The 13,851-nt window shown below is 33.9% G+C and carries 12 protein-coding genes; 5 read left to right on the top strand and 7 right to left on the bottom strand.

Translation table 11 applies throughout. The annotated features are described in order from the left end of the window. The first annotated feature begins 79 nt into the window (after window positions 1–79). From kdsA to DM444_RS02555, 5 genes are all read left to right on the top strand, one after another. Window positions 80–898, top strand: coding sequence for a 3-deoxy-8-phosphooctulonate synthase (kdsA, locus tag DM444_RS02575; RefSeq protein ID WP_111283693.1), 819 nt, complete (start codon window positions 80–82; stop codon window positions 896–898). A gap of 22 nt (window positions 899–920) precedes the next feature. Then, window positions 921–1,826, top strand: a complete 906-nt coding sequence (locus tag DM444_RS02570) for a hypothetical protein (RefSeq protein ID WP_111283691.1) — start codon at window positions 921–923, stop codon at window positions 1,824–1,826. A gap of 100 nt (window positions 1,827–1,926) precedes the next feature. Beyond that, complete coding sequence (locus tag DM444_RS02565; RefSeq protein ID WP_111283689.1) at window positions 1,927–2,601, top strand: YiiX family permuted papain-like enzyme; 675 nt, start codon at window positions 1,927–1,929, stop codon at window positions 2,599–2,601. A 93-nt stretch (window positions 2,602–2,694) separates the two neighbouring features. Continuing rightward, window positions 2,695–3,147: a hypothetical protein gene (locus tag DM444_RS02560; protein ID WP_111283687.1), complete on the top strand. Its 453-nt coding sequence runs from the start codon at window positions 2,695–2,697 to the stop codon at window positions 3,145–3,147. A 6-nt stretch (window positions 3,148–3,153) separates the two neighbouring features. Further along, window positions 3,154–3,456: a hypothetical protein gene (locus DM444_RS02555; protein WP_111283685.1), complete on the top strand. Its 303-nt coding sequence runs from the start codon at window positions 3,154–3,156 to the stop codon at window positions 3,454–3,456. A 78-nt stretch (window positions 3,457–3,534) separates the two neighbouring features. On the opposite strand, the gene DM444_RS02550 is transcribed toward DM444_RS02555, so the two are convergent. The 7 genes from DM444_RS02550 to DM444_RS02520 all read right to left on the bottom strand — a co-directional run bounded on the left by DM444_RS02550 (window position 3,535) and on the right by DM444_RS02520 (window position 13,847). After that, a complete protein-coding gene (locus tag DM444_RS02550) occupies window positions 3,535–4,926 on the bottom strand; it encodes a M20/M25/M40 family metallo-hydrolase (RefSeq protein WP_111283683.1) in 1,392 nt (463 codons plus the stop codon). A gap of 165 nt (window positions 4,927–5,091) precedes the next feature. Continuing rightward, window positions 5,092–7,014 (bottom strand): discoidin domain-containing protein, encoded by a 1,923-nt coding sequence (locus DM444_RS02545; protein WP_111283681.1) that lies wholly within the window; start codon window positions 7,012–7,014, stop codon window positions 5,092–5,094. A 31-nt stretch (window positions 7,015–7,045) separates the two neighbouring features. Next, window positions 7,046–7,819, bottom strand: coding sequence for a glycerophosphodiester phosphodiesterase family protein (locus DM444_RS02540; protein ID WP_111283679.1), 774 nt, complete (start codon window positions 7,817–7,819; stop codon window positions 7,046–7,048). A 91-nt stretch (window positions 7,820–7,910) separates the two neighbouring features. Further along, a complete protein-coding gene (gene bglX / locus DM444_RS02535) occupies window positions 7,911–10,211 on the bottom strand; it encodes a beta-glucosidase BglX (protein ID WP_111283677.1) in 2,301 nt (766 codons plus the stop codon). A gap of 10 nt (window positions 10,212–10,221) precedes the next feature. After that, window positions 10,222–10,935: a carboxylesterase family protein gene (locus DM444_RS02530; RefSeq protein WP_111283675.1), complete on the bottom strand. Its 714-nt coding sequence runs from the start codon at window positions 10,933–10,935 to the stop codon at window positions 10,222–10,224. Between the two features lie 6 nt (window positions 10,936–10,941). Next, the gene (locus tag DM444_RS02525; protein WP_111283673.1) at window positions 10,942–12,318 is read right to left on the bottom strand and encodes a glucoamylase family protein; all 1,377 of its coding nucleotides are present in this window, start codon (window positions 12,316–12,318) and stop codon (window positions 10,942–10,944) included. Between the two features lie 71 nt (window positions 12,319–12,389). Beyond that, window positions 12,390–13,847 carry a RagB/SusD family nutrient uptake outer membrane protein gene (locus DM444_RS02520; protein WP_111283671.1) on the bottom strand — a complete coding sequence of 486 codons (1,458 nt, stop codon included), beginning with the start codon at window positions 13,845–13,847 and terminating at the stop codon, window positions 12,390–12,392. Between the last annotated feature and the right edge of the window lie 4 nt (window positions 13,848–13,851).

The raw sequence follows: 13,851 nt of genomic DNA, 5'->3' as shown, positions 1-13,851 counted from the left end.
CGACTTCTTAAAATAATCTTAAATCTTCATCTGCTATTCATAAATCATGACTACCTTTGCAGTGCAAAAAAATAATTTTATGAACATACAACATATTCCACAAATTAAGCATACTGACAGCGGGAATTTCTTTTTATTATCTGGGCCTTGCGCTATCGAAGGAGAAGAAATGGCGTTGAGAATTGCTGAAAAATTAGTTGGCATTACCGACAAACTTCAGATTCCTTACGTATTTAAAGGATCTTTCAAAAAAGCAAACCGTTCTAGAATTGACAGTTTTTCTGGAATTGGTGACGAAAAAGCATTAAAAATCTTAAGAAAAGTTTCGGAAACTTTTCATGTTCCAACTGTAACTGATATCCATACTAACGAAGATGCAGATATGGCTGCTCAATACGTTGATGTATTGCAGATTCCAGCTTTCTTAGTTCGTCAGACTGATCTTGTTGTAGCTGCGGCTAATACAGGAAAAACAGTAAACTTGAAAAAAGGACAATTTATGAGTCCAGAAAGCATGAAACATGCTGTTCAAAAAGTATTAGACTGTAATAATGAAAATGTTATGGTTACAGATCGTGGTACTATGTTTGGTTATCAAGACATGATTGTTGATTTTAGAGGAATTCCTACTATGCAGCAATATGCTTCTACGGTTCTAGACGTTACTCACTCTTTACAACAGCCAAATCAAACTGCTGGTGTTACTGGCGGAAGACCTGACATGATTGAAACAGTAGCAAAAGCGGGTATCGCTGTTGGTGTTGACGGTATTTTTATCGAAACCCATTTTGACCCTGCAAATGCAAAAAGTGATGGTGCTAATATGCTTCATTTAGACTATTTTGAAGGTTTAATGAACAAGTTGGTAGCTATTAGAAAAACTGTAAATGCCTTTTAATAATTTATAACACTTAAGTTCTTTGAAAACAAAAATTTTATTTTTCTTACTGGCTTGTGTTTCATTAAACACATTTGCTCAGGAAGAAATACCTGTACAAAAATATGCCGCTCACAACAAAGGAAAATTCTTTGTTATGTGGGGTGGTAACAGAGAAAGTTACTCAAAATCTGATGTAAACTTTAGAGGTAAGGATTACAACTTTACTGTTGAGAATATGGCGGCTCATGACAAACCAAAAGGATGGCATGTAGACTACGTTAATCCAGTGAATATGACTATTCCGCAAACCAATTTGAGATTAGGTTATTTTTTTAGTGACCATTATAGCGTTACACTTGGTGTTGACCACATGAAATATGTAATGACACAAAATCAAATTGCAAACGTAAACGGATACATCAATTTACCTGAAAATGATCCAGGTTCAATTTACAATGGTGAGTACAATAACAGACCAGTAGATATGTCTCAAGGTGGTGCTCAAGAAGGTGGTTTTGATAAAGGTGAAACTCAGGTAGGCGGTCCTGCTTTTTTAATGTACGAACATACAGATGGTTTAAACTACATTAATACTGAGGTTTCTAGATTTGATGATATTTCGAAATTGTTCAGACTTCCAAACATTGATAAAGTTCAGATTAACTTAACTGAAGGATTAGGAGCTGGTCTTTTGTATCCAAAAACAAATGCAACAGTTTTAGGTAAAGAACGTCATGATGATTTTCACGTTTCTGGTTATGGTGTTTCTGCAAAAGCAGGTATCAACGTTACTTTTTTCAAACATTTCTATGTTCAGGGAGAATTAAAAGGTGGTTACATCAATATGCAGGATATTAGAACTACTGTTAGCAACGAAGATAAAGCTTCTCAAGATTTCTTCTTCTTCCAGCGTATTATTGCTGTAGGAGGTATTTTTAGAATCTAATCTTTTATAAAATATATTTAGAAAAATAGCTGTCATTTTATTTGGCAGCTATTTTTTTTATTATTTACTTTGTAACTCAAAGTACTTTAAATTATACTTTATGAAAATCAAAAAATATCTGTTTCCGATAATCACTTTCATCCTTAGTTTTGGATGCGCTTTATTTGTTGCCATAAAAGTTTTTCCTAATAATCCTTTTACTGGACCTAAGGCAGAAAAAGCCATTGTGAGCAAATTCAAAGATGGCGATCTTATTTTCCAAACTTCAGAATCTAAGCAATGCGAGGCCGTTAGAATTGCAACCAATTCTAAATTCTCACATTGTGGCATTATTTACGATATTAACGGAAATTGGTTTGTTTTTGAAGCTGTACAGCCTGTAAAACTTACGCCGCTCGAAGATTGGATAAAACATGGAAAAGGCAGTAAATATGTGGTTAAACGATTGAAAAATGACAGCGTTTTAAAACCCGAAGTTCTTCAAAAAATGAAAGATTACAGTCAGCAGTTTGATGGAAAAGAATATGATGCTTATTTTGAATGGACTGACAACAGAATTTATTGTTCTGAGTTGATTTGGAAAATTTATAAAAATGCTGCAGGAATTGAATTGTCGAAACTTCGAGAATTGAAAGATTTTAATTTATCTGATCCAAGAGTTCAGACAATTTTGAAAGAACGCTACGGAAATGATATTCCATTAGAAGAAAAAGTGGTTGCTCCTTCTGACCTTTCTGATTCTAATTTATTGAAAACTGTTATAGACACTTATTAATATTATTCTAAAAAGCTAGCTGACTTATTATTTCTAGCTTTTTTATTTAGCTATTTACTTTGAATTTCAAAGAACTTTTTAAAAACCGCTTTTATGAGAGATTATTGGATTGAAAAACTGTATGAATGTTCTAAAAAACCGTATCAAAAATATTTCAAAAAGAATGAGCCTTGGAATATTGATAAAACTAAATTAATGGATTATCCTGAGGAAAGTCTTGGATTTGGTTTAGGAAGTTTTCTGTATCAAAATCATTTTGATATTCAGGAAAAACTAGAGGATCATGACGTTATTCATGTTTTGACAAATACTGGGGTTTCAGTTTACGAAGAAATCGGAATGCAGTATTATTTGCTTGGAAATGGAAAGAAAAGCTTGTATCTGTATATGGTTATTTTAAGTGGAACTATTTTTTATCCAAAGAGAATCAAATATTTTATTCAACAATACCAAAGAGGAAAAAAAGCACATGCATTTTATTATCTCGATTTTTCAAAAATGCTTTTTATGCCTGTTCAAACTATTCAGCAATCATTTAAAATTTAAAAAATCATGAAAACAATTCATAAACCTTTTGAGGAAAAACAATCTATAGAATTAGCGATTGGCACATTTATAATCAGTACGCTTTTATTTATACCTTACATTCTTTCAAATGGAAATGCAATTATTTTGGTTATTGCGTGGCCTTTTGCTTTGGCTGGCATTATTGTCAATACCATCATGTTTTTCCATTTAATGGAAAAGTTTATTCATTTACCGCAACAGCGAAAAGATATTGGTATGAAGATTTTAATCTTGCTTTCTAACATTCCTATTATCTTTTTTTATTATTTGATTGTGATGAAATCTTGATTTCAAAAATTTTTACGGAATTCAAACAAAAAAAGCCACAAGTAAAACTTATGGCTTTTCATTTTTTATTATTGAATCTTAATTTGCTTTTTTCGTTTCGATTCCGTTTTGATCTAATAAATACATTAATGTAGTCATTGTTGCTGCACCAAGCTCTAATTCCCTTTTATTGATTGCATCAAAAGTATCGTTTGCTGCGTGGTGGTAATCGAAATAACGTTGTGAATCTGGTTTCAATCCTGCTTTCACAATCGCTTGAGAAGTTAAATGGCTAATATCTGAACCTGCGTGTCCAATTGTAAAACTATGTACTAAATAAGGTTCAAAAAGATCTTTGTATCCTTGAATTTTTTTCAAATTAGCATCGTCAGCTTCGATTGAGAAACCTCTTGGCGAGAATCCGCCTGAATCACTTTCTAAAGCAAAAATATGGTTTTCTTTCTTTTCTTTTGAAACTTCTTCATATTTAGCACCGCCTTTTCCGCCATTCTCTTCATTCATAAACAATACTACACGAATAGTATTTTTAGGTTTGTAGTTTAGATTTTTCAAAATACGAATAACTTCCATACTTTGTACTACTCCTGCTCCATCATCATGAGAACCATCTGCTAAATCCCAAGAATCTAAGTGTCCTCCAACTACCATAATATTTTCTGGACTAACAGTTCCTGTCAATTCTCCAATTACATTATAAGACAATACGTCTGGTAAAGTTTCGCAAGATTGTTTAAAATAAAACTTCAAAGCTGGATTTACTTTTAAAGATTTACTCAACAATTCTGCTCCATTTGTACTGATTGCAGCTGTTGGAATGTATTGTTCTTTTGGCAAATCACCATAACTTTGAGCTCCTGTATGAGGAAAATCGTCTAAACGTAAATTCATAGAACGAACAATTGTTCCAACTGCCCCTAATTTTGCTGCTTCTTTTGCTCCTGCATATCTTTGGTCAACACAAGCTCCGTAAGAAGTAAAAGTTTCAATGTTTTCAGGATTCATTGGTCTATTATAAAATACAATTTTTCCTTTTACTTTATCAGCTCCTAATTCAGCTAATTCTTTAATTCCTTGCACTTCAATAATTTCTGCTGTAATTCCAGTTTTTGGAGTCGCAACAGAGCCTCCTAAAGCACAAATTGGCACAACCGTTTTTACTTTTCCGTCTAAGATATAAGCAGTTTCCTTTTCTCCTCTAACCCAATGCGGAACCATAACTTCCTGCAAATAAACTTTATCAAGACCTAAAGCTTCTAATTGTCTTTTTGTATAATCAACAGCTTGTTCTGCTCCTTTAGAACCAGATAAACGAGCTCCGATATCGTTAGACAAATATTCTAGCCAAGTGTAGCATTTTGCTTCTGTCAAGGCTTTTTTATAAAATAATTTGATGTTTTTTTCGTCATTTGACTGACCAAATGATAGCAATCCGTTTAAAACTAAAGCAGTTAAAAGAATCGTTTTTTTCATAGTTTTTATAGTAATTTGGAGTTTATAGTGCTTTTGACACGTTCACAAAGGAACAAAATTCCTGACAGTTAGAATGCTTTTTCTTCAACCTTTTCTCAAAAAAAAACTCCAATTACAAATTCTTCAATTTGCAATCGGAGCTTTTACAGATTCAATAAATAAAAATTATTTTACTTCAATAATCTTATTTTTTGTTCCAATTCCGTTTTCATTAAAAGGTTCAATAGTGAAATAATATTTTGTTCCTTTATCCAAACCTCTAAAATCATACGTATTCTCGCCATAAACCATAATGCTGTTATATAGCTTATCTGGAGTAATTCCGTAATAAATGTTATATCCAACAGCATCCTCTTGTTTTTTCCAAGAAATCATAGCATTTCTAGAATCTGTTTTGTTTCTATCTACTTTGAAAGAAGCGACAGCTTTTGGTTTTGCTGCCAATCCATTTCCAAAAACTCTGAAATCTGAAACTGCAAATAAACCAGATGCATTATGAATGTTTTCCATTTTGATGTAACGCGCTTTAATTGATTTTGTAAGTTCTACATAATCATGAGGCGCATCTTTATCGTTTTTAGATTTATCTACAACTAAAGTCCAGTTTTGAGCATCATCAGACATATAGATTTTGTACTGATAATAGATATCCATTGCTTTATTAAACTGCGTTGCTTTATGATCTGCATAGTTGATTTGAAGAGCATTAATTTCCATTGGTCTTCCTAAATCCATTTGAAGCCATTCTCCTGGATTGCTAGTTTTTGCAGACCAATACGTTTGAATGTTTTCATCCGTAAGATTTTCTGGTCCGTAACAGAATTTTTCATACACTTTTTTTCCGCCATTATCCATTCTGTGCGTCTCAACTTCCATACATTCTTCAGAAGAAGAAACGATAACTGGCTTTTTATATGAAAGCAACATCCAGCCAGAAGAAGTTCCTTTTGTCTGATCGCGCTCGCTCGTTGGCAACACAATCGGGAAATCTCCATAAGCTGTAATAGAATACATTACATCATCTTTATCAAATCCGGCAGGAAACATATCGATACGACGCTCGAAACGGTCTTTTATAGAAATTTTACACGTTCCTGTATTCCAGTAATTTCCATAATTATCTGCGAAAGTATTTCCGTGTCCAGCACCAATTACAAATCCGCCCGGCTTATAAGACATCGGATTGTGTTTTTGATACGTAAAAGGCCCTAACGGATTATCTCCAACGTGAACACCATTTGCATAACCTTTAAATTCAGTTGCTGGCGCTCCGTATTGCATATAATATTTTCCGTTGTGTTTCGTCATCCAAGCTCCTTCAATAAAATTTCCCCAAGGTGCAGGCTCCATATCATTGTTTGGTCCAAAACGTTCCCATCCGTGAGCTGAAGGATCAAGAATTGCAACTTCTTTTATTTGTCCGTAAGGCTTTTGAATATCTTCAACTTCAGTAGCTTTGTATAATGTTGCGTAATCTGCTTGATTTCCTTTTGGAAGCCAAGTTTTATAATCAACCTCAACGCCTACAAGCGGTAATTTTCCACTTGAACCGTAGTACATATATACTTTTTTATCGTCATCTTGAAAAATAGCTGGATCCCAAGTTGGCAACATAGCTTTGTCTACGTGACGTGTCCATCTTCCAGATTTTGGATCTGCTGTTTTCCAGATTGGATGATCTCTTTTCCAAGTTGAACCAACGTAAAACAATGTATCATTGACAACCCAAGCCGCAGGAGCACATTGATCATCATCGCCCGGTTGTCTTTGGAAACTTCCATAAACAAAATTCCAATCTGACATATCTTTACTCCAAAAGAAACCTGCCTGATTCGTTGCAAACAAATAATATTCGCCTTTATAAGTAATAATTACTGGATCAGCACTTGAGCGGCGAGATTCTGGAATTCCGTTATGATTGTGAGTTGTATAATTGTAGCCAATATTAATCGGATTACAATAAGTGGTCGCTGGTTTATTAGGGTCAAACCATTCTGTTTTACCTAATTTTTGTGCCGAAAGATTATTTACGAAAAGCATCGCAAACAATAGAATTGGCATCGTAAGTTGTTTATATATTTTTTTCATGGTTAGATTTTAAGTTTATAAGCCTAAAAGATTATTTTTTTGCCTGTAATCTTTCAGTTAGAAGTTCGGGTTCGTTTGTCGTAATGTAATTGAATTTATGATCGATAATCCAATCCATATCTTTTGCGTCATTTACAGTCCAAGCATTCAGAAGAATTTTATTGTCTTTTGCCTCTTGAATCCATTCAGGATGTTTTTGAAAAACAGAATAATGATAATCAACACCGTTAATTTTATCAGCTTTTACTTCTTTTGGAGATTTATTCCCTTCTAAATATTGCAAAGAAGTTTTAGAATCTATTGCTCTGATTTTTTTTAGAATATCATAATCAAAACTGATGTAGCAGGTGTTTTTATTGGCTTTTAATTTTTTAATGGTTTCGATTGCTGCTACACCCGTTTTTTGTCCTCTTTCTTTACTGATTTCTGAAGGTTTGATTTCGCAAACCAAAAGTGTATGTTTATTATTCCGCATTCCTTCTGAAATGTATTCATATAAGGTTGGAAGCTTTTCTCCGTTAGAAAGTTTAAACTTTATCAAATCTGCATAATTCGTTTCTTCAATAAGCAGTTTGTTGTAATGGGCATCATGATTGATTACAAGTGAATCATCTGCTGTTCTCCAAACATCAAACTCTGATCCTGGCAATTTTAAATCTATTGCATGTCTTAATGATGCAATAGAATTTTCAGGCAGATTATTCTTTTTCCATGCACCACGGTGCGCTACAATTGCATTCTTTTGTGCATTACAATATGAAAAAGCAATTAGACATACTGCACTAAATATTTTAAAAGTATTCATAATTACGTAGTTAAAAAATTACAAAAAAGGTTCTTCAGCTTAGAAAAAAAGCCCTCCAAACGAAGGGCTTTTCACTAATCAAATAAACCAACTATTTAGTTAACTCAAAACTAACTTTCTTATCGGCGTTTGAATTTCCTCCAACGAAAATATCAAACTGACCAGGCTCTGCTACAAATTGTAAATCAGAGTTATAGAATTTTAAATCTTCTGCAGTGATATCAAAACTTACTGTTTGTTTTTCACCTTTTTTAAGTGCTATTTTTTGGAAACCTTTTAGCTCTCTAACTGGTCTTGTTACTGAACCAACTAAATCTCTAATGTATAATTGAACTGTTTCTTTTCCGTCAAAATTTCCAGTATTTGTTACATCAACAGTTACTTTCAATTTTCCAGTTGCGTTCATTTTATCAGAAGAAATTTTCAAGTTTGAATAATCAAAAGTGGTGTAGCTTAAACCAAATCCGAATGGGAATAAAGGCTCGTTTCTTTCGTCAATATAATTTGATCTGAATTTCTCGAATTTGCCTTCTGTGTTAGAAAGTGGTCTTCCTGTATTTTTGTGTGCGTAGTAAATTGGCAATTGTCCAACGCTTCTTGGGAAAGTTGAAGTTAATTTTCCTGAAGGATTTACATCTCCAAATAACACATCAGCAATAGCATAACCAGCTTCTGTACCAGCAAACCAAACGTTTAAGATAGCAGGAACTGTTTTTTCTTCGTCAGTAATTACTAACGGACGTCCATCAAATAAAACTAAAACAACTGGCTTTCCTGTTTTCAATAAAGCGTTTAATAAATCTTTTTGCGCTTGTGGAATTTCTAAATTCGTACGGCTGCTAGATTCACCGCTCATTTCAGCAGACTCTCCCAAAGCAGCAACGATAACATCAGATTGTTCAGCAACTTTTAAAGCTTCAGCTAATAAATCTTCTTTTGAACGTGAATCACGGTGTAATGTTTTTCCAAACATTGTTGCATTAGTTTCAAAAGTTTCATCGTAATCTAAATTGCTTCCTTTTGCATATAAAACTTTAGTTCCAGCTCCAGCAACTTCTTGAATACCTCTCAATAATGAAACAGCATTTTCCATTTTTGTAGCCACACTCCAAGTTCCTGGCATATTTTCTTTAGCGTCAGCTAATGGTCCGATTAAACCAATTGTACCTGATTTTTTAAGTGGTAAAAGCTGGTTTTGGTTTTTTAATAATACTAAAGATTGAGCTGCAATATCTCGTGCTTCTTTTCTGCTATCTGTTGTAAAGATTTCAGTTTTAGCTCTTTTTTCATCACAGTATTTGTATGGATCTTGGAATAAACCTAAATCATATTTTGCCTCTAAAATAAGTTTTACAGCATTATCGATAGTTTCGATTTTTACTTTTCCTTCGTCTAAAGATTTTTTCAAAGTTCCTAAGAAACCTTCTCCAACCATATCCATTTCAACACCAGCATTCATAGCTAATGCAGACACATCTTGAAGATTTCCCATTCCGTGTTCGATCATTTCAGGAATTCCTGTAAAATCTGTTACTACAAATCCTTTGAAACCCCATTGTTTTCTCAAAACATCTGTCATTAACCATTTGTTTCCAGTTGCTGGAATTCCGTCAACTTCGTTGAAAGAAGCCATTACAGAACCTACACCTGCATCAACTGCTGCTTTGTAAGGAGGGAAATAATCGTTAAACATTCTGATATGGCTCATATCTACCGTGTTATAATCACGACCAGCTTCTGGAGCTCCATATAATGCGAAGTGTTTAACGCAAGCTAAAATTGAGTTATTCTTAGAAAGATCATGTTGTTGGTAACCGTTTACCATCGCTTTTGCAATTTGGCCACCCAAGTATGGATCTTCTCCTGAACCTTCAGAAACTCTACCCCATCTTGGATCACGAGAAATATCAACCATTGGAGAAAACGTCCAGTTAATTCCATCTGCACTTGCTTCTTTAGCAGCAATTTGCGCACTTCTTTCGATAAGATTCATATCCCAAGTACAAGACAATCCTAACGGAATTGGGAATGTTGTTTCGTAACCGTGAATAACGTCCATACCAAAAAGCAATGGAATTTTTAAACGGCTTTTCTCAACAGCAATTTTCTGTACTTCTTTAATTTTTTGTACTGATTTAATGTTGAACAAACCTCCTACTTTGCCTTCAGCAATATTTTTTGCCACATTTGAGCTGTTTGCCTGCCCTGTGGTAATATCACCAGATGTTGGCAAGTTTAACTGACCCAATTTCTCGTCTAAAGTCATTTTTGACATTAATTCCGCCACAAATTCAGACTTTGGTTTAATTTTCACTGTATTTTTAGCTGGCTTTTTTTGAGCATAACCCAAAACAGCGCATCCTAAAAAAAGTAAGACTAATTTGTTTTTCATTCTATTCTATTTATTTGTTTGTATTCGTTTTTCTTTGCTGAAACATCCAGTCGTAGATATCTTTGTTATCATAAACTCTTGTCCAGCTGTCATGATTTGCATCATCAAAAATGGTCAGCTTAACATCTTTTGCGTTGCATTTTTTCAATTCATTATAAATTGTAATTGCATAATTCACATTTACCACATTATCCTGTAATCCGTGAAAAATTCTGGTTGGAATATTGGCTATTTCACAAGCATGTTCTAACTGAATTAAATCTACAAAACCAGCGACAGGTACATTTGCGGCAAATAGATCTGGATGTGCAAAAGCCAAATTCCATGAAGCCCAGCCTCCTGAGCTCAAACCAGTAACATATATTCTTTCTGAATCGATTTTATTCTCTTTCTGGATTTTTAAGATCAGCTGATAAATTGATTCTATATCCCAATTTTCATCTTCTTTACATTGTGGAGCCAATATATAAGCGTCTAATTGGTGAGTTTTTAAATATTTTAAAGGACCATTAATTTTTACTTTTTCTAGATCAGTTCCTTTTTCTCCATCTCCTGAAATAAAAACAATTAATGGCTTTTTCTCCTTAACATTTGCCGGACGATGCAAAACATATCCCAGCTCATATTTAGACATTATAACTGTATTAATTTTTCCTGTTGTTTCACTCTGCCCAAAAACAACTATAGAAAATAACAGTGATATAAATGCTAATGTATTCTTCATAGAATTTTAAATTCCGTATTTCCCAGATTTAAATCCAAGTTTTGTTAAACCTTGTTTTACTTCTGGTGCGTTCATAAATAGTTTCCACAATAAACCTGTACGGTAATTTTCTATCATTACTACTTCAGGACCTTGATCAATTGCTAAATAACGTTTTGCAACCCATTTATTACCTAGGCTAAGGGCATCATAAAAACCTGCATCTCCCCAAGTTTCGTCTTTATGGTTTTCATACAAATTGCGAATAAATGTCATTGATTCCTTTGGTGTATAAACAATTGAACTGATTGCTGCAGTAGGCGAAATCACACCTTGGTCATTACTTGGCATGTGTGCATTATATCCAATAGAACCGTCAGGATTTCTTGAATATGATGCTGTTAATCCCCAATATTCTGGACCATATCCAGCAATTTTCTTTGGATTTTCTACACAGTATTGATAATTGATTTTGGTCTGATTTACATTTAAATCCCAATAATTAGCGTATTTATCGCTTAATTGATTTGGATCTAAACCTACATAAGAATAATGAGCCCAGAATAATGGACCGCCAAATTCTTCTGCACCATTGTGCTTTAAAATAAGTGGGATATTATATTTTGTTTTTGAAGAAACTATGCCACCGCTTCTCGCCCAACCTTCGTGATATGCTTTTGCATCGATTGTATGTGTTGGCGAAGACGCTGCCATTACGTAAGTAATCAAACATTCGTTATAGCCTTGTAATGGAAAATTCATTTCCCACGCATAAGAAGGAGACCAGTGCCAGTACAGAACATTTTTATTGTTTGTATACCATTGCCAGTCAACACCTTTCCAAAGTGCATCGTATTTTTGAGCAACTGCTTTTTCTTTTTCAGAACCATCTTTAAGATATTCACGAACTGTAATCATTCCTGCAACCAAAAATGAAGTTTCGACTAAATCACCACCATTATCCTTGGTTCCAAAAGGTTTTACTTTTCCTGTATTTCCGTCAATCCAATGAGACCATGCTCCATGAAAACGATCTGCTTTGCCTAAAAAATCTGCAATTTTGTTAAGTCTCTCTACACCTTGCTCTTTAGTAATATAACCTTGAGACATTCCTGAAACAATCGCCATTAATCCAAAACCTGAACCACCTGTTGTAACGATATTCGAATCATTTTCAGGATAAACTCCGTCAGGATGATAACGTTCTCTAGCCAACCCAGAATTTGGTTCTGCGTAATCCCAGAAATATTTAAAAGTTTGTTTTTGAACAGTATCTAAAAGCTGCTCGTCTGTTAATGCAGCAACGCCAGAAGTATTTTCTTCCGCATTTTCTTTCGACTTATCGGCATTTGATCCACAGCTAAAAAAAGTAAAAGCTAAAAATAAAACTGAAATTCTAATCATTATAAAAATTTAAGATTTTAATAAAATAATCACTTCCTTCAGCAAAGTGAAGGAAGTGATATATAGTGGTATTAATTGTAACCTGGATTTTGTTGAGACATTCCGTCTGCCTGCAAAATGAAGTTAGCAGGAATTGGGAATAATTCATTTTTACCTACAGTAAATACTTTTCCGTCTGCAGCAAAAGCACTTTCAGCTTGACCAGTTCTAACTAAATCAAAGAATCTATCAAACTCAAAAGCTAACTCAACTCTTCTTTCTTTCCAGATTGCAGTTCTAACTGCTGCTTGAGTAGTTGCTGGAGTATCTCCTAGTTGAGCTCTGTGTCTAATTTGGTTCAATAACCCAATAGCTTCAGAAGTTTGACCTAATTCGTTTAATGCTTCAGCTTTCATTAAAAGCACTTCACCATATCTTAAATATTTAATATTTGCATCCGTTTCCCATGCATCAGTATATGAAGAAGAATATGCTTTAAAATTATACATTGGATTTTCTACCGTTTCTGGCACAACTCTTCCATCATATAATGTAGAGTTTCTAAAGATAATTGTAGCATCTTTTCTAACGTCTCCTGCCTCGTATGCATTTAACAAACTTTGTGATGGAACATTGAATCCCCATCCCCATCCACCGGCACCACGAGCACCTTGTGTGTTTGAGTAACCTGAGATACCTTTAGTTGGTACTGCACCGTTTCCGTTTATTTCGAAAATTGATTCAACATCATTTTCACCTTCTAATCTAAACATTTTAGCATAGCTTGGATTAAGACTGTAACCTGTAATTAGGTCACAGTTATCTACAACTTGCTGCCATTTCTTTTGATACAAACTTACTTTTGCTAATAAAGCATAAGCTGCTCCTTTTGAAGCTCTCGCTTTTTCATCTGCAGCATAAGCACTTCTGTTTGGTAAAACTGCAATTGCTTCTGCTAGATCTTTTTCAATAAAAGCATATACTTCTTCTACAGATTTACGAGTCAGCAACATTTTTTTATCTTCCTCAGAAGTTGGGCTTTGTAAACGATCAACAATTGGAACACCTCCGTAGCATTTTACTAATGTAAAATACATGAAAGCTCTTAAAAATTTTGCTTCACCCATTAATCTTTGTCTTAATGTAGCATCAGCTTTATCCAATTTTGGGATCATATCTAAAGCTTGGTTACATCTGTTAATTCCATCGTATTGAGCAATAAAAGTACTTTCTGCAGATGGGTTTGAAGCATTATATGTTAAGGCATCCAAAACGTCTTTATCTGTTCCTGTATCACCAGGAGAAGATCCTTTATCAGCATCATCAGAAGTGATACTTGCTAAACCAATCCATCCAAATGAACTCATATCCCAATCAAGGAATTTACTGTAAATTGAAGTTACAAATGTTTTTGCACCACTATCGCTATTGTATTGATCAACATCTGTCGTTGGTACAGCTTGTGTTGAATCAACATCTAAAAAGTCATCTGCACACCCTGTAAAGAATAATGCTGATAGAGCTAACATTGATATATATATCTTTTTCATAATA

This window comes from Flavobacterium ginsenosidimutans (assembly GCF_003254625.1).
GTDB lineage: Bacteria > Bacteroidota > Bacteroidia > Flavobacteriales > Flavobacteriaceae > Flavobacterium > Flavobacterium ginsenosidimutans.
Note: the sequence above shows the minus strand (reverse complement) of the source record. Positions and strands in the feature narration are given on the sequence as shown.

Bases quoted from the DNA above. Each gene is read 5' to 3' on its own strand.
- DM444_RS02560 (WP_111283687.1), top strand. From the start codon at position 2,695: ATGAGAGATTATTGGATTGAAAAACTGTATGAATGTTCTAAAAAACCG.
- kdsA (WP_111283693.1), top strand. From the start codon at position 80: ATGAACATACAACATATTCCACAAATTAAGCATACTGACAGCGGGAAT.
- DM444_RS02555 (WP_111283685.1), top strand. From the start codon at position 3,154: ATGAAAACAATTCATAAACCTTTTGAGGAAAAACAATCTATAGAATTA.
- DM444_RS02530 (WP_111283675.1), bottom strand. From the start codon at position 10,935: ATGAAGAATACATTAGCATTTATATCACTGTTATTTTCTATAGTTGTT.
- bglX (WP_111283677.1), bottom strand. From the start codon at position 10,211: ATGAAAAACAAATTAGTCTTACTTTTTTTAGGATGCGCTGTTTTGGGT.
- DM444_RS02550 (WP_111283683.1), bottom strand. From the start codon at position 4,926: ATGAAAAAAACGATTCTTTTAACTGCTTTAGTTTTAAACGGATTGCTA.
- DM444_RS02545 (WP_111283681.1), bottom strand. From the start codon at position 7,014: ATGAAAAAAATATATAAACAACTTACGATGCCAATTCTATTGTTTGCG.
- DM444_RS02565 (WP_111283689.1), top strand. From the start codon at position 1,927: ATGAAAATCAAAAAATATCTGTTTCCGATAATCACTTTCATCCTTAGT.
- DM444_RS02540 (WP_111283679.1), bottom strand. From the start codon at position 7,819: ATGAATACTTTTAAAATATTTAGTGCAGTATGTCTAATTGCTTTTTCA.
- DM444_RS02525 (WP_111283673.1), bottom strand. From the start codon at position 12,318: ATGATTAGAATTTCAGTTTTATTTTTAGCTTTTACTTTTTTTAGCTGT.
- DM444_RS02520 (WP_111283671.1), bottom strand. From the start codon at position 13,847: ATGAAAAAGATATATATATCAATGTTAGCTCTATCAGCATTATTCTTT.